General features: G+C 42.5%; 20 protein-coding genes and 1 pseudogene. 10 read left to right on the forward strand and 11 right to left on the reverse strand.

What is annotated here, in order from left to right; genetic code table 11:
* Positions 1-114: 114 nt before the first annotated feature.
* The 4 genes from ACFQWC_RS11080 to ACFQWC_RS11095 all read left to right on the forward strand — a co-directional run bounded on the left by ACFQWC_RS11080 (position 115) and on the right by ACFQWC_RS11095 (position 4342).
* Positions 115-750 carry a DUF4004 family protein gene (locus ACFQWC_RS11080; protein WP_299744990.1) on the forward strand — a complete coding sequence of 212 codons (636 nt, stop codon included), beginning with the start codon at positions 115-117 and terminating at the stop codon, positions 748-750.
* A 25-nt stretch (positions 751-775) separates the two neighbouring features.
* Positions 776-1567, forward strand: a complete 792-nt coding sequence (locus tag ACFQWC_RS11085; RefSeq protein ID WP_299744987.1) for a polymer-forming cytoskeletal protein — start codon at positions 776-778, stop codon at positions 1565-1567.
* A gap of 171 nt (positions 1568-1738) precedes the next feature.
* Positions 1739-3034: an alkaline phosphatase family protein gene (locus ACFQWC_RS11090; protein ID WP_377107316.1), complete on the forward strand. Its 1296-nt coding sequence runs from the start codon at positions 1739-1741 to the stop codon at positions 3032-3034.
* A 33-nt stretch (positions 3035-3067) separates the two neighbouring features.
* Complete coding sequence (locus ACFQWC_RS11095) at positions 3068-4342, forward strand: MFS transporter (RefSeq protein WP_377107318.1); 1275 nt, start codon at positions 3068-3070, stop codon at positions 4340-4342.
* Positions 4343-4380: 38 nt separating this feature from the next.
* Here the strand turns inward: ACFQWC_RS11095 and ACFQWC_RS11100 are convergent, their stop codons facing one another.
* The 5 genes and pseudogenes from ACFQWC_RS11100 to ACFQWC_RS11120 form a co-directional block, all read right to left on the reverse strand.
* A complete protein-coding gene (locus ACFQWC_RS11100; RefSeq protein ID WP_299744981.1) occupies positions 4381-5016 on the reverse strand; it encodes an FMN-dependent NADH-azoreductase in 636 nt (211 codons plus the stop codon).
* A 142-nt stretch (positions 5017-5158) separates the two neighbouring features.
* On the reverse strand, positions 5159-5302 hold the full coding sequence (locus ACFQWC_RS11105; RefSeq protein ID WP_299744978.1) for a hypothetical protein: 144 nt from the start codon (positions 5300-5302) through the stop codon (positions 5159-5161).
* Between the two features lie 114 nt (positions 5303-5416).
* Entirely contained in the window at positions 5417-5956 is a 540-nt protein-coding gene (locus ACFQWC_RS11110) for a DUF3189 family protein (RefSeq protein ID WP_299744975.1), read from the reverse strand.
* 153 nt (positions 5957-6109) lie between these two features.
* Positions 6110-6247: pseudogene (locus ACFQWC_RS11115) on the reverse strand (ferritin-like domain-containing protein); the annotation flags it as partial.
* 83 nt (positions 6248-6330) lie between these two features.
* Positions 6331-7269 carry a DMT family transporter gene (locus ACFQWC_RS11120; protein ID WP_299744972.1) on the reverse strand — a complete coding sequence of 313 codons (939 nt, stop codon included), beginning with the start codon at positions 7267-7269 and terminating at the stop codon, positions 6331-6333.
* A gap of 146 nt (positions 7270-7415) precedes the next feature.
* Between ACFQWC_RS11120 and ACFQWC_RS11125 the strand changes: the two genes are divergently transcribed.
* Positions 7416-7547, forward strand: a complete 132-nt coding sequence (locus tag ACFQWC_RS11125) for a hypothetical protein (RefSeq protein ID WP_299744968.1) — start codon at positions 7416-7418, stop codon at positions 7545-7547.
* 3 nt (positions 7548-7550) lie between these two features.
* Positions 7551-7736 carry a hypothetical protein gene (locus ACFQWC_RS11130; RefSeq protein WP_377107321.1) on the forward strand — a complete coding sequence of 62 codons (186 nt, stop codon included), beginning with the start codon at positions 7551-7553 and terminating at the stop codon, positions 7734-7736.
* A gap of 48 nt (positions 7737-7784) precedes the next feature.
* Here the strand turns inward: ACFQWC_RS11130 and ACFQWC_RS11135 are convergent, their stop codons facing one another.
* Positions 7785-8105 (reverse strand): hypothetical protein, encoded by a 321-nt coding sequence (locus ACFQWC_RS11135; protein ID WP_377107323.1) that lies wholly within the window; start codon positions 8103-8105, stop codon positions 7785-7787.
* A 158-nt stretch (positions 8106-8263) separates the two neighbouring features.
* Here ACFQWC_RS11135 and ACFQWC_RS11140 point away from each other — a divergent pair, with 158 nt between their 5' ends.
* Complete coding sequence (locus ACFQWC_RS11140) at positions 8264-8602, forward strand: ASCH domain-containing protein (protein ID WP_299744959.1); 339 nt, start codon at positions 8264-8266, stop codon at positions 8600-8602.
* Positions 8603-8612: 10 nt separating this feature from the next.
* A complete protein-coding gene (locus tag ACFQWC_RS11145; protein ID WP_299744956.1) occupies positions 8613-9059 on the forward strand; it encodes a hypothetical protein in 447 nt (148 codons plus the stop codon).
* Positions 9060-9422: 363 nt separating this feature from the next.
* Here the strand turns inward: ACFQWC_RS11145 and ACFQWC_RS11150 are convergent, their stop codons facing one another.
* Positions 9423-9833 carry a YbaN family protein gene (locus tag ACFQWC_RS11150; protein WP_377107325.1) on the reverse strand — a complete coding sequence of 137 codons (411 nt, stop codon included), beginning with the start codon at positions 9831-9833 and terminating at the stop codon, positions 9423-9425.
* 101 nt (positions 9834-9934) lie between these two features.
* On the reverse strand, positions 9935-10348 hold the full coding sequence (locus ACFQWC_RS11155; RefSeq protein WP_299744950.1) for a potassium channel family protein: 414 nt from the start codon (positions 10346-10348) through the stop codon (positions 9935-9937).
* Between the two features lie 156 nt (positions 10349-10504).
* Here ACFQWC_RS11155 and ACFQWC_RS11160 point away from each other — a divergent pair, with 156 nt between their 5' ends.
* Entirely contained in the window at positions 10505-12088 is a 1584-nt protein-coding gene (locus ACFQWC_RS11160; RefSeq protein ID WP_377107327.1) for an ATP-binding protein, read from the forward strand.
* Between the two features lie 12 nt (positions 12089-12100).
* Positions 12101-12793 carry a response regulator gene (locus ACFQWC_RS11165; protein ID WP_377107329.1) on the forward strand — a complete coding sequence of 231 codons (693 nt, stop codon included), beginning with the start codon at positions 12101-12103 and terminating at the stop codon, positions 12791-12793.
* A 45-nt stretch (positions 12794-12838) separates the two neighbouring features.
* Here ACFQWC_RS11165 and ACFQWC_RS11170 read toward each other — a convergent pair whose 3' ends face one another.
* Genes ACFQWC_RS11170 through ACFQWC_RS11180 form a run of 3 tightly spaced genes read right to left on the reverse strand, consistent with a single transcriptional unit; the run spans position 12839 to position 15887 of the window.
* Positions 12839-14353 (reverse strand): tripartite tricarboxylate transporter permease, encoded by a 1515-nt coding sequence (locus tag ACFQWC_RS11170; protein ID WP_377107331.1) that lies wholly within the window; start codon positions 14351-14353, stop codon positions 12839-12841.
* A 12-nt stretch (positions 14354-14365) separates the two neighbouring features.
* A complete protein-coding gene (locus ACFQWC_RS11175) occupies positions 14366-14824 on the reverse strand; it encodes a tripartite tricarboxylate transporter TctB family protein (RefSeq protein ID WP_299744937.1) in 459 nt (152 codons plus the stop codon).
* A gap of 55 nt (positions 14825-14879) precedes the next feature.
* Positions 14880-15887, reverse strand: coding sequence for a tripartite tricarboxylate transporter substrate binding protein (locus ACFQWC_RS11180; protein ID WP_299745145.1), 1008 nt, complete (start codon positions 15885-15887; stop codon positions 14880-14882).
* Positions 15888-15929 lie beyond the last annotated feature (42 nt).

Here is a 15929-nt window from a genome sequence, read left to right on the forward strand (position 1 = left end):
GAGATGTTTTTTGAAAATTTCACAAATTCATCTTTACTAACGTAACATTGTTCTGTTAAACTAATCATCAAGTAACGTAACAATGTTTTGTTACAGAGAAGAGGTGATCCCTCATTGGAGGCAGATCTTATATCTAAGAAGGAAGTATTGGAACTGACCGGAATTTCGTATGGCCAGCTTTACCGTTGGAAGCGAAAGAACATTATTCCGGAGAGTTGGTTTATTAAGAAATCCAGCTTCACTGGTCAGGAAACGTTCTTTCCCAGGGAAAAAATGCTCTCACGTATCGATACAATCAAAGAGATGAAAGATGACTATTCACTGGATGAACTATCCGATTTCTTTTCACCAAATCCAACTAAGATTGAAATCAGTGCAGATGAATTACCTTCGTATAACATTCTGTCGGAATATACCTTATCCTTCTGCACAGCATTTCTACCGGTAAGAAAGGGATTTGAGTTTCCTGATATATTAAATATGTTGATCATTGAGAAGGCGAAAAGGATACAAGTCCCAAGAGAAGAACTGCAAACCTTATTTCTTTTTCTTCATGAGAAGTTCACTCCACTGAAAGATTCTTCCCTTGAACTTGTTGGTCTTCGCAAAGAAGAGGAATATGTCTGGATGCTCCTTCCCCTACATTCCAAATTGCTTGTTGACCATTTAGCACAGACTGTATTGAGATTCGATTTACAACAGATGATGGAAGAATTGAAAATCACGTTAACGAATACAAAAGGGATCTAACTTCCCTTAATTGGAGGAGAAATGAATGAATACTATGGAAAAGAAAGAACTGCATGACTTGAAGATCAGTGGATCCGGTACGTCCGGCGGAGGAAAATTTGATGCAGTAAAAATCAGTGGAAGCGGAAAAATCGCTGGCGACATCGACTGCCACGAGCTTAAAATTTCAGGTTCCGGGACGATTTCAGGTGACGTAAAAGCTGGATACATTAAAACGAGCGGTTCTTCTACCATTAAAGGTGATACAAAAGCAGAAACGATTACGACCAGTGGAAGCTCCAAGTATGAAGGCTCGGTGATGGCTGCTGAAATGAACACAAGTGGTTCAAGCAACGTATTGAAAGACCTCATCTTTAAAAATTTCAAGGTGAGCGGTTCATGTAAGGTTGGAGGAAAGATTCAAGGGGGATCGATTAAAGCAAGCGGTTCTTTAAGAGTTGAAAAGGATTGTGAAGTCGAAACCTTCTCCTCTTCCGGCTCGGTCCATATCGAGGGGCTCCTCAACGCTGACCGGATTCAAATCGAAATCAATCACGAATCCTCCATTAAAGAAATCGGTGGCGAAACGATTGCAGTGAAACACCATAACTCGAACGGACTGATTAAACAAGTGGTCAACTTCTTTCTCCAAAAGGAAGATTACCTATTTTCAGATCTGATCGAAGGTGACGAGGTGTATCTTGAAAACACGAAGGCTAAACTGGTTCGCGGTAAGAATGTTGTGATCGGGGAGAATTGTGACATCAATACGGTTGAATATTCAGGTAGCCTGGATGTGAAGCAGGATAGTCGAATCGGGGAAAAAGTGAAGATATAAATTTTAGTATAACTAAGGGCAGGGAGGGTTTTACCATCTCTGTTTTTTTATGTAAATCTTCGTCTTTACGATTCATTAACATGCATACTCGAAATTTCATATTTTTATTCTGAATGTTCTGCTATATTAATAGGTATATAGTACAATCCTACGCGAAAGCTGGAGGCCATTATGACTCGTCTTACGGATCATCTGATTGTCATATCTTTCGATTGTTTATCTGCTTTGGATTACCCCATTCTAAAGGATCTTCCTCACTTTCAAGAACTGCTTGCCCATGGGTCCTTTTGCAAAAATGTTGAAACCATTTACCCTTCTGTGACCTATCCTTGTCACGCCACCATTGTCACCGGTAAATTTCCTAAACGTCACGGTGTAGTGAATAATACACTCATTCAGCCTGGCCGGGTTTCTCCGGATTGGTATTGGCATAGAAGGGCTATTAAGGGTACCACCTTATATGACGAAGCAAAGAAAGCCCGGATGACCACAGCCGCTCTTCTGTGGCCGGTTACAGCCAAAGGGAATATTGATTATAATATGCCGGAGATTTTCGCCAATCGCTCGTGGCATAACCAAATTCTTGTTTCCCTTTTCAATGGCAGTCCTCTCTATCAATTACACATGAACCGTCTCTTTGGTCACATCCGTAATGGCCTTAATCAACCGGAGCTTGATGACTTCGTTCTGGAATCGACGGTTGCAACGATCAGAAAGAAACCCAACCTATTGCTTGTCCACTTTACAGATCTTGATACACAACGTCATTACCATGGGTTTTCTTCAGAAGAAGCACATGCCGCCATTCAACGTCATGATGCCCGATTAGGGAAAATCATTCGGGCATTAAAGGAAAACGGCATCTATGAACAGTCAACCATTGTCGCTCTTGGAGATCATAGTGCATTGGATGAATCAAAGGCAATTCAATTGAACGTCCTTTTCAAGGAAAATGGGTTAATCACATTGAATGCCAGGGGAAAGGTAACCGACTGGAAAGCATATTGCAAAGGATGTGATGGATCAGCCTATGTGTACGTGAAGGATTCTGAAACGAAACCAGCAGTTCAATCCCTATTGGAGCAATTGCAAATGGATCCTTCCAATGGAATTGAAGAGATACTCACTGGTGAAGAAGCCGGAAGAAAAGGTGCCGATGGATACTGTACCTTTATGCTTGAAGCAAGAATAGGATTTTATTTTAAAGATGCTCTTAAAGGATCCTTCATTCATACCATCACCCCGGAAGATGTAAAGGAAAAGCGTTATACGTATGGATCTCACGGATACTCTCCTGAAAAAGAAAACTACTCCACCACCTTCATGGCCGCCGGAAAAGGGATCCGGTCAAATGTTGAAATTCCTTTTATGCACCTAGTAGATGAAGGCCCGACACTGGCACGCCTGCTCGGCCTTAGTCTGGGTGCAACAGATGGAAAAGTGATCGAAGAATTGCTGGATATATAAAGAACAGACTTTGTTTCCTTAGGGGGAAAAACAATGAAGCGTTTCTCAAAAGAAGAAAGCAGCTGGATCTTTTATGATTGGGCAAACTCAGCCTATTCCATTATCATTTCGACAGCCGTATTTCCGCTTTTTTATAAGGCTGCCGCTACTAATGCAGGGGTCAGTGCCGCGAATTCGACTGCTTATTTAGGGTACACCATTGCGATTGCCACCTTTATCCTCGCTATGATCGGTCCGATTCTGGGAACGATTGCTGATTATGAAGGCTACAAGAAGAAATTTTTCTCCTTCTTCTTTGCCCTCGGTGTTACATTTACTGCCCTGCTTGCTTTCGTTCCAAGTGATCAGTGGCTGCTTCTGTTAATTTTTTATACAGTGGCAGCGGTCGGATCAGCTGGCTCCAATGTTTTCTATGATGCCTTTTTAACCGACGTAACGACAGAAGAGCGAATGAACAGGGTGTCATCCCGTGGATTTGGATTCGGGTACATCGGGAGCACAATACCATTTATCATAAGCATCGCCATCATCATATTATCTCAAAATGGGGTACTTCCTTTCTCCGTTACCATCGCCAGTAAAATCGCGTTCATCATTACTGCATTATGGTGGGGACTCTTTGCCATCCCCTTAATCAAAAATGTCCATCAGCGCTACTTTATCGAGCGTGAAAAGAATCCCGTTGCCAATAGCTTTAAGCGTCTTGGTAAAACGATGAAAGAAATCAGGAAATATCGTGCACTATTTTTGTTTCTTCTTGCTTATTTCTTTTATATTGATGGAGTCGGCACCATCATTACGATGTCCACTGCATACGGTACAGATCTTGGGATCACAGCCACTAATCTCTTGATCATCCTGTTTGTTACTCAGGTGGTGGCTGGGCCTTTTGCAATTCTTTACGGAAGGCTGGCAGAGAAATTCACGGGGAAAAAGATGTTGTATGTAGGGATATTCGTTTATATCATCGTTTGCATTTATGCTTACTTTTTAGAGACCACAATGGACTTCTGGATCCTCGCTATGCTCGTTGCTTCTTCCCAAGGTGGCATCCAGGCATTGAGCCGGGCATACTTTGCAAAATTAATTCCGAAGAAAAATGCCAATGAATTCTTTGGTTTCTATAATATCTTTGGTAAGTTCGCCTCGATCCTCGGGCCATTGTTAGTGGCGGTCACCGCCCAAGTGACAGGTGAATCCAATAGTGGAGTCTTCAGTCTTGTCGTCCTCTTTATCATCGGGCTTGTCATTCTTGCCTTCGTCCCTGAGCCGAAAGGAAATGAGATTGAGAAGCCAACAATTGTATAATAAGAGAGCCTGAACGCATATGTTCAGGCTCTTCCCTTTTAAAATGTTTGAGCGGCATCCTTCGCTCTAGCAATGGCATTCTCTTTGATCTCCTGGGCTTTATCAGGCATAGCAGCATGCCCCTCTACAAATACACCCTCGAAGGAAGGTACGCCGAAAAATTGCATGATGATGTCCAGATAACGATGACCCATTTCCATGCCGGCTGCAGGACCCTCTGAGTAAATCCCACCTCGTGCCTGGATATGAATAGCTTTCTTGTCTGTCAGTAATCCGACCGGTCCCTGTTCCGTATACTTAAACGATTTACCGGCAACCGCTACAGAGTCAATATACGCTTTCATCACCGGCGGGAAGGAGAAATTCCATAATGGTGTAACGAACACATATTTATCTGCAGAAATAAACTGTTCTGTTAACTCATTCAGACGATTCACTTTCGACTTTTCTTCCGATGAAAGCTCCTCAAACCCTTTTCCCGTTTGCAGTTTCCCCCATCCACTAAACACATCAGCGTCAATATGGGGTATATGTTCTCGGTACAGATCAATGTGAACCACTTGATCGTCAGGATTCACTTCTTTATACGTATCCATAAATGCTTTCGCCACCGCCATGCTGTACGATTGAGTATCATCATGGGGATGTGCCGTAATATATAATACTTTTGCCATTCTGCATCCATCCTTTACTCATATTTTCCGCTGTATTATTTTGTGAAAAAAAGAAGGAATTATCCAAGGTTTGAACCTCTCAGAAAAAAAAAGAATGTGTCTGATAGACAACATCCGATTGTTCATAGGTTTTAGTTGTTTCTTACTCTTCCTCGCCGGAAGCTTCAAAAGGGTTTCCCCCGATATTCTTTCTCATTTCGTCTGTTAGTTCAAATGGAGTGTTTTCTTGTGCTTCCCCTGTTGCGAAATGGTGACTGCCATCATAGTGATATGGTTTACCTTCCAATGTCGACACCTCCGTTTTTACTATAGTATTACCTTTATGTATGGTTCTATCCGGTTCATCCTGAACTTCACCAAGACAAACCTTTTACCTAGTAGTATTTACTTATTATAATATTTATTTCTTCCAGAAGATATGTTTTTTTCCAATTTTATATTGATATTTCTTATTTTCCAACACAACTACCTGTTCATGAGAATCTTTGGACATTTGTTTCGTTTCCTCAACGAGTTGATAGATGAGAGTGTGGCATTGCTGTGCCCCTTTCACGAGAAGGGGCACGCCTATCGAATCGATTCCCAGCTCCCTTGATAGAAAGCCCCCAGCTGTCATAAGGGGAGGAACAGTCGGCGAGGTGTTGGAAATGATGATTTTCTCCCTTTTTCCATATCTTCTAAGAAGGATGGTACTTAGATCAGCTAGTGCAGGAACGACATACTTAGAGTTCCTTCGCCCAATCGTATACACCGGGTTATCCTCTTTGTCTATTCCATGATAAAGAATGTGTCCTGACTCCTTTTTCGTAAGCTGGTTAAAGAAAGGGACAGATAGAACATCCTTCTTTGTCAAGTTCCCCGGTTTTAATAAATGTAAGTGATAAGCCGCAGCCAAGGACGTCGTATGAGTCCCACCGAAATCATTGTAAATATAAATCATATGATCACCCTTAATAGAAATCCGTTTTCTTCAGTATGAACTCAATGAGCAGGGTGTATCCTTTTTCATTTCAATTCAATAAAAAAAGCTGCTTCCATGAAGGGAAAGCAGCTTTTCACTGTCTGGATCAACCACCTGCAGGTGCGGCACCGGCTGCAGGTGCAGCCAGCTTGCCATCCCCGTATAATTCTGATTCGCCATATAGGCGGACATGGCAAGATATAAGGTAGTCGAGACATGCTCGATTTGAATTAAATTATTCACTAACTTCTGAATTTGATCGTTAAGCATTCCCATCCCCCTCAAAATAAATTGACCTTTTATTTTATTGAGGGGAAGCTAAAAATATGTTGGATAAGAAAAAACAGAACCATCTACATTTGATGATTCTGTTTTCCCTCCAGGAAGCGTTTCTGTTTTCTTTTTACCACAAATTCTTCAAGGGTACCGGAACCGCACACCACTCCAAGCACGATGAACACCAATCCGATCAGGTGATGGTACGTCACGGTTTCATTAAGGAAAATAGCCGCTCCAACGAGGGAGAAAAAGGTATTGAGATTCAGGAAGATCGATGTTTCGGCGGCTCCAATTTCACCAATCGAATGGTTATAAATCATGTGCCCTACTGCCGTTGCTACAATGGCAGAAGCAAAGAATAGAAGCCAAATTGAGCTTGAGGCATTTCCTAACTCCTTCAGTGCTCCCGGCTCTGTTACAAGACTAATCGCAAACAAGACAATGGAACCGAACACCAGCATATACCCCGTAAGTAATCGGGGATCCAACGTTTTGGCTGCCCGGCTGATGATAATGAAGCTTAAGGCCTGTGAAAAAATGGAGATAAAGATAAACAGATCTCCGGTCTTAAGTCCGCCTAATCCCTCTCCGCCTGACAACACAATGATCGCAACCCCGCCACTGCCAGACAGAAACCCGATGATTTTAATCACTGTCGGCCGGTTTCGAAGGATGATCGTCGCCATTAAAGCCGTCAACAAAGGTCCCGTTCCCAGAATCAGTCCCCCGTTAGTCGACGACGTTCCGGTCAGCCCGACTGATAAAAAATAATGATGACTGACCACATTCAATAAGCCACCTGTGATAATGAACAAGAACTCTTTAGCTGTTGGTTTTCTTATTTTCCTCATGATACCAAGAATGACAAATACGGTAATCCCTGCCGTAAAGATGCGGAGTGATGTAATCGTTACAGGCGAAAATTCACTCACCAATACCTTTAATGCAGGAACATTAAAGCCCCAAATCAACATGATGAACACAAGTATCAAATACGTTTGCCACTTTTTCACTTCTCCCTGAGGCCTTCTTTCTGTATTTAGTATTCACCCATCATAGCACCAGGTGACTTTTCTTACCAGAAAAACATTTCGATTCGTGAAACAATTTTAGAGTTTAAAACGTGACATAGATATAAGAGATGAGGAGATATATATTAATGAGAAACTATTGTAATGGATTTATGATTAGTATCCTTTCCTTATCCTTTCTTTTCGGATGTTCTAATTCCGAAGAAGCGAAAGAGAGTACCCGGGCCATCACCCTTGAGGAATTTAACGGTGTGACATAAGGGATGGAACTAGAAGAAGCCATTGAACTTATTGGCGGAGAAGGAAAAATAATGGGTGAGAGAGGGAAAAAAGGAACCCCATCCTATCAAATCAATATGGTGTGGGACGGTGAAAACAGTAAATCATTCGGACAGATTTCCTTTCAGAATAACAAGATGATAACGAAGAAGGAGAAAGGATTGCGGTAGGGACGCAAAAAAGTCCATTCTTTTACCACCAAAGAATGGACTCACCTCTTACAATCGATCAATGCTGCTCAGAAAAGCATCTAATTCCTTTTCAGAAATAAATTTAAACGAGTATCCATATTGGATAGGCTGCTGTCCTGTATGCTGCTTCTTCGGAAATAACGTAAAAGCTGTACTATGGGTGATACCATTACTCCTACTTCGCAAGGATTTAGTATTCTCTACACGTTGTGGGTGGATGCCGGCACATAAATCCTTCGTAGGCAGCAAATAAATGATATCTTCCCCTTTCTTGAATTCTACTGCTTTACTGTTTTCTTTCGATAGTATGTATTCATTTTGTATAAAGATATTTTTTAGGTTTTCCATTTCACGACTCCCCTCAAAGATCTTTTCTTATTTTATCATGAGGGAATACATGAACATACTACTTCTTCGGTGCACTCCTTGTAAGTAAAATATACTGATCAACATTTTTCCTGAACCCGGACTATGCTATAGTTAAAGGTCGAAAGGGGTTTTGTAAAATGACAAATCAACAACTACCGCCAAAAACGTGTACGATCGACCGTCTGGTAACTAAAGCTGAGGACGTTGAGAAAGTGATGAAGGGGGAGAAAACGGCGACCCGCAGAAACGGACGATACGCTGATATTGGAGAAGTCATGGAGCTTCAAGGAAAGAAATACATAGTAGAAAGCGTCTACTCCCAATCACTTGGTGAGCTGACAGATAATCATGCCAAGCAGGAAGGGTTTAATACAGTTGAGGAATATAAAGAAGCCATCCTCTCTTATCATCCAGGCATGCCGTGGCACCCCAGCATGAAAGTATGGGTGCACGAATTCACATTAGTGAACGAATAGAGTACGAGGGATGGAGTATTTATTATACAGAACGCTCATCTATCTTCATGTAATCAGTGTCGTGGCTTCCATCGGCCCATTTTTCATACTGTTGCCGATGATGAAGAAATTACGGACGGCTTCTGATTCCGTGCTTCCTTCGTACTTGGACACGTTCCGCTTCACGGTCCGACTTTCCAAGCATGCGGGACATGTGCTCGTCGGAACAGGAATCCTTCTGGTACTACTCGGACCTTGGACATGGAGTACACCGTGGATCATCATGACCCTTGTCATTATGTTCTGCTCCCTGTTCTTTCTCGCAAGAGCGTTCTCACCTACAATACGGAAATTTGGAGAAGATGACGCTGACCGGGAATGGCTGATTGGGAAATTGAAGCGGACCGTTTGGATTTATCTAATCCTTCTACTGTCAATGCTGTGGTTTATGGTCGTGAAGCCGAATCTGTGGATGTAGTGGATGTAATGGAGTTGACTCATAGCGTGTACCAGGTACAATGGATGTCATTTGTACCTGGTACACGCTATTTTTGAAATGAATTTACACTAAAGAATGTTGTTTGAAACGATAGTTTGGTCTTCTTGAGTTGATTTTAATGGAATTTGTGCTGAATTATAAATCTGGCAACGTTTTGGGGCAGGAATTCCTTATCTGTCGGTCGAGGGACCTTATACCCCGTTGTGTATTATGTCTCTTCCCAATAACTTGTTGTGCTACTTTAAGCTTTTGTTGTGCCACTTTTGGCAAAACTTGTGCCAAATTGTTAACAAGCCACAGTTTTTGCGCCAATATACCCTTATTAAGCCTCGATGCCTACCGTCAATCCCCCCGAACTGCTACAGTCCTTATCTTAAAAATAAAATAGTAATACTTATACACAATGATCAAACTCAGGATCACCTTAACTATCAGACTATCCGATAAAATCAGCGGTATAAGAATCATGATGTCTGAAAAAATTAGCAGCGTAACCTTCTGGCACAGTGTCATGGACCGATGACGAATAAAACCTTCTAAATGCTTCTTATATACACTGGTTCCTTTAAACCAGGCCTCAAATCGTTCGGATCCCCTTACAAAGAAAAAGGATGCCAACAACAAGAGTGGAGTCGTTGGTATTAGGGGCAGCACGATGCCTACAACCCCTATTCCCATAAATAACAAACCTAATAATATGTAAATCATTTTCTTAATCTTATTTATTACGGCCACTCCCTCTTTACCCTTCATTCCCTCTCTATTCTATTCATGATAGAAGAAGCTGGCAAGGAACCAAAAAAGAATCTGACTTTGGTGGAGTATACGCTCACACCATTATCAGATCCCCTCTTCTATTCATTCTCCCTATTCTCTTTTCCCTTCGACTCCAAAACCTTCATAAAATAGGCCGTCGGGAGCAGCAATCCGATTGCTGCTTCAAGCAGTGCAAAGAATCGGATATGGCCTGTCGGGATATAATCTCCGTACCCGACGGAGAGGATCGTCACCCCGCTATAATAGAGATAATTGAGGAACGTATGCTCTACCGGCTTGCCACTGGGTGAACTGACACGCAGCATCGGATTCTCAAATGACAGGACATAATAGAGTACTGCAAATGCGATCATGATACTGAAAAGTACGAAAAACAGCTTATAAAATAGCGTTGTACTAAAATAACTGTATTTGAAATGCTTATCCTTAAAGAAATAGATTAAGTTTACCAGGATGAAAATGATGGCTACGATTGTAACGATGCTTGCCAAAACGTTTGAATCCTCCTCTTTCATGTACTATGTTTCATATACCACGTGTTGTATGTTTAAAACTCATCTATAGTAGATTCTCATCTCCCCTTGTACAAACCCATCAACTCTTTTATTCTAGTAATAATAGAATTTTCCGAAAAGAAGGAACCCATGATGAAAAAGTTCTCACTTCAATCTAAGATTATCGTTATTGTATTAGCACTTCTTTCGATTTTGATTTTATCCCTGTCGATTATTTTCTTTAGAATGTTATCAGACACGCTGACGGATTTGAAAGGAAAGCAAGCCTTGGCGGTGGCACAGTCTGTATCCAAGATGCCTGCTGTAATCGAAGCCTTTAAGACGAATCAGCCGGAGGAGATCATCCAGCCTCTGGTAGAAGATATTCGAAAAGAAACAGGGGCCACCTTTATTGTTGTAGGCAATAGAGACTCTGTCCGATACTCTCACCCCATGCCTGAACGGCTCGGGAAAAAGATGGTCGGTGGAGACAATGAAAGAGCCTTAATAAGGGGTGAATCTTATGTTTCTCATGCACGGGGATCATTAGGACCATCTGTGAGAGGAAAGGTTCCTATAAGAAACGATCAAAAAGAAATCATCGGGGTAGTGTCAGTCGGATTTCTTGAAGACAGTATCCATGACATCGTCATTCCCTATCGTACTAGGGTACTGATACTTGTCGGCGTCATTCTGTTAATCGGAATCATCGGCTCCTTTTTTATAGGGAAAGGAATCAAAAAAGCGATTTTTGGTTTGGAACCTGCTGAAATCGCCATGCAGTTCAAGGAAAAGCGGGCGATCATCGAATCGGTCCGGGAAGGAATCATCGCAATCGATCAACATGGATCAATTACGGAAATAAATGCTAAAGCCCACAGTATCCTGGCTCTTGATCATCAATCCTCCAACAGAGGGAGACATATTCTGGAAGTCATCCCAGATACGAAAATGATGGATGTCCTAAAAACACGGGAAAGCCAGCTGGATGATGAGATTTCATTAAATCATCATGACCTCATCGTCAACAGGCTCCCTATTTTTGAAGAGGAAGAAATCGTCGGGGTGGTAGCGAGCTTCAGGAGAAAAGATGAAATCGATCAGCTCACTAAGGAACTTTCTCAGGTGCAAGAATATGCGGGTATATTGCGCTCACAGACCCACGAATACAGAAATAAACTGAATACGATTGCTGGTCTCATTCAACTTCATCACCACGAAGAGGCATTAGCCCTCATACAGGAGGAATCCTCTGGATATGAAGACTTAATTCAATTTCTATTGAAAGCGGTTCCTGATCCTGTCCTGGCAGGGCTGATCATTGGAAAATATAATCGGTCTCAAGAGTTGAAGGTCTCATTCTCGATTCATCCTGATAGCTCCATTACAACGCCACTTATTGATGTGCAGCAGGAAAAATTGATTACCATCATTGGGAACATTCTTGATAATGCCTTTGAAGAAGTCTTATCCCGGCCATTTCATAACAGGCGGGTTCAATTGTTTATGACTGATTTAGGTGATGATTTTATTTTTGAAATAGAAGACAGCGGAGCAGGAATCCAGGATATAGACTCAATATTTGAAAGGGGTTATTCAACAAAAGCCGGCAAAGACAGGGGCATCGGTCTTCACCTGGTGCAACGAAGTGTGGAGCACCTGAACGGCTACATGACAGTGGAAAATAGTGAACTTGGGGGCGCTTTGTTTACGATTAGTATTCCAAAGCAACATTAGGGGGAGAAAGTATTGCGTAAGTGGAACGTATTCATTATAGAAGATGATATTCAAACAGCTGAGATCAACAGTCAGTACATTGCTCAAATGGAAGGATTTCAGGTAGGCGGGATCGCCACTACCATCGCAGAAGCCAAGAAAGTCTTACCTGTTGTTAATCCTGATCTAATCTTACTTGACGTCTACTTTCCTGATGGGACCGGCAGTGAATTTCTCTGGGAGATCAGAAAGCATTATCGCAGCACAGATGTCATCCTCGTCACAGCAGCAAAGGAAACCGACCATATCTCCAATGCCATCCGTGGCGGGGCATTCGATTATATCCTGAAACCCATCATCTTTAACCGATTTCAGGATACTCTACTAAAATATCAACACTATAAAGAGAGAATGAATGATTCTCAAGTCGAAAATCAACATGAAGTGGACAACTTGTTCAGTAGAAAGAAAAGCACGAGTAACATTCAGACCGTCCAACAACCCCCGAAAGGGATCGATACGATTACATTGGATTCCATACTTAAGCGGATAGAAACCGATCACAGCCTGGGCTATACTGCTGAGGAAATGGCGGGGGAAGTCGGCGTGACCCGTACAACAGCCAGGCGCTATCTGGAGTATCTTGTTTCACAAAAGAAGATTAAAGTGGAGCTTACATATGGAGGCGTCGGGAGACCTCAGAGAAAATATTTCTTTCAAGCTTAATAGAAAAGCAGTGAGGCATTCAGGGCTTCACTGCTTTTCTATTGATCATGCTTCTTTCTTCAGATCATGACTTTCCGTGGCCTTTCCTCTTTTCGTAAATTCTAAAATGGTAGGGAGAACAAGTGAAAGGAATGAAACAATCAGTAATCCGATGGTGATATTACTTTGAAAAAACACACTGTAAGAACCGTTTGATATTGTCATCGCCTGTCTGAACGATTGCTCCATCATTCCCCCCAGTATAAATGCGAGAATAAACGGAGGCGCAGGGAATTTAAACATTTTCAATAAATACCCTAACACGCCAAATCCTACAAGCAAATACAGATGGAACGTGTTGAAGCTGACTGCGTATACCCCTATTAAACAGAACACAATGATCAAAGCGATCAACAGCTGCTTCGGAATATATAAGATTTTTGCCAGTACCGGGATGAGCGGCAAGTTAAGTATCAATAGGAAAAGATTCCCGATATACATACTTGCGATGACTCCCCAGAAAACGTCCGGGTGATCCTGAAGCATCAATGGACCGGGCTGCACCCCTACAACAAGTAAGGCACCAAGTAATACAGCAGTGGTTCCAGACCCTGGTATCCCTAATGTTAACAAGGGAACGAATGCCCCGCTTGTCGCAGCATTATTGGACGTTTCCGGCGCAGCTAACCCCTTGATATTCCCTTTCCCAAAAGAAGAGGGCTCTTTAGATAAACGTTTCTCCGAAATATAGGAAAGGAATGAAGCGATCGTAGCCCCGGCTCCAGGCAGGACTCCCAAAATAAAACCAAGGACGGAATGACGGCCAATCGGTCCTGCCATCTCCTTTAATTCCTTCTTCTCAAGCTTTAAACTGCCAACAGCACTCTTCCCTTTCAACGTATTTTCATTCCGTGAGATAATTAACTGACAAACCTCGGATAGTGCAAATAATCCTAAAGCAATGATCAGAAAGTCGATCCCCTCTAATAAACCCGGGTTTCCGAATGTGAAACGCTGTGTACCTGTTTGCTGATCAATCCCGACAGTTGCGATGATCAATCCAATCGTCGCCGAGATCAGTGCTTTATTGGTGGACCCTTCGGATAAGCTGGATATCGCTGTCAGGCCCAGAAGCATCAATGCGAAATACTCAGTAGGACCAAACGTAATGGCAAGCTTGGCCATATAAGGAGCGACCAGCATAAGTGCCACCACACTTATTGTTCCACCCGCAAAAGACGATATGGCGGCTATGGCGAGTGCTTTGCCTGCCTTCCCCTGCTTTGCCATGGGATATCCGTCAAATGCTGTTGCCACTGTCCCTGAGATACCGGGGGCATTTAATAGAATAGAAGAAGTCGAGCCGCCAAACACGGCACCATAATAAACCCCTGCCATCAGGATCAATGCGGAAGCCGGCGACATCCCATAACTTAGGGGAATCATGATGGCAATGGCACTGATTGGACCCAATCCAGGCAGCATCCCGATGATCGTACCAGCCAACACCCCTATAAATGCGAAAAATAAATTTTCCGGGGTGAATGCTACTTGAAATCCATATAATATACTTTCAATCATGCCCGTCACCTCCTAAAAGGGTAGAATCCCCTGTGGTAATGTAATGTTGAGTAAATAGTTAAATGAATAATACATGATGCCTGAAAATAGAAAGGCCACTAATACCGTTGTGAGTTTCTTTCTAAAGCCCAATACAAACGGGATGACCAACAAAAATAGAATAGTAGATAATAAAAATCCGAGCGGTTCAAGTAAAAAAATATATATGAGCAGTGCTCCTAATACCGATAAAAGAATGATGACATCTTCTTTTTTGACATAACGTCTTTTCTTATCTTCTTCTGTATCATCCTTCGCCTGGAAGAACAAAACAACCGCCAAAATAATGAGCAGGAATCCAAGCCCCTTCGGAAGGACGTCACTATCGATGATGGCGTATGGAAATGCAGGAAGCTGAAAGCTGAGAGCTAAATAGATTCCAGCAAAAACTAGTAAAAGTATTGAGATGATTCGATCTGGTTTGGTTCTCATGTGATTCACTCCTAATCAAGAAAAGGAAGGAGCAGATGTTCTGCTCCTGGCCTTATTATTTTTTCAAGCCGATTTCCTCCATTAATGCTTCAATTTCTTTGTACTCTTCATCCAGGAAGGTACTGAACTCTTCTGAAGACATGTAGTTGTCCGTCCAGCCAAACTTGTCCCGCATTTCCTTCCACTGTTCCGTTTCGATCATGTCTTTAAACGCTTTCTCATAATAAGCAACGGCATCGGGATCCATATCCTTTGGACCTAAGAATCCACGCCATACAACAAATTCATCATCAATCCCTTGTTCTTTTAACGTCGGGAATTCTGAAACCGTATCTCCTTCCAAACGTTCGGGAGCTGTAATCGCCAGAACCTTCACCTTACCTGCACGAGCTTGTTCAGAAGCTTCCGCAAGGCCAGTGGAGTACACATCCACTTTTCCTCCGAGAAGCATGCTCATCCCAGATCCGTCTTGAGCCGAAACATATTTCAGCTTTTTAACATCTACCCCCGCTGCCTTAACCGCTTTTACGAACTGCATGTGATCCATGCTTCCCGGTGAAGAAACCCCCACAATGGATACTGATGTCGGATCCTTTTTTAATGCATCGACAAGATCATTCATCGTATCGTAAGGTGAATTCGCGTCTACCACAAAGGCTGCATAGTCAGCGATCACCCCGGCTATAGGTGTGAAGTCTTTGTGAGACAATGTCGACTGTCCGTTAAGGGGAACAAAGAACATCGGTGGAGACGTGACGAACATCGTGTGGTTATCCCCTTTTTTACTATCGATATATGACCAGCCGACAGAACCTCCTCCACCTGGTTTATTGACTACAGCCATACGCTCTTCAATGATTTTCTGTTCCTCCATTACCTTTGAAACAGTCCTGGCCGTCGTATCCCATCCTCCACCAGCACCAGCAGGAGCAACGACTTCAATTGGTTTAGATGGGGTCCATTCCCCATCACTTTCGGCGTTACTTGCAGAATCGGAACCCCCACATGCAGTGGTTACGACTAATAAACTTGATAAAAGAATAGCCATGATACCTGTTTTCATTTTCATCAACCATTTCCCCCTCTGATTATTATTGGTAACGCT

This window comes from Rossellomorea sp. GCM10028870, from assembly GCF_042666755.1.
Taxonomy (GTDB): domain Bacteria; phylum Bacillota; class Bacilli; order Bacillales; family Bacillaceae_B; genus Rossellomorea.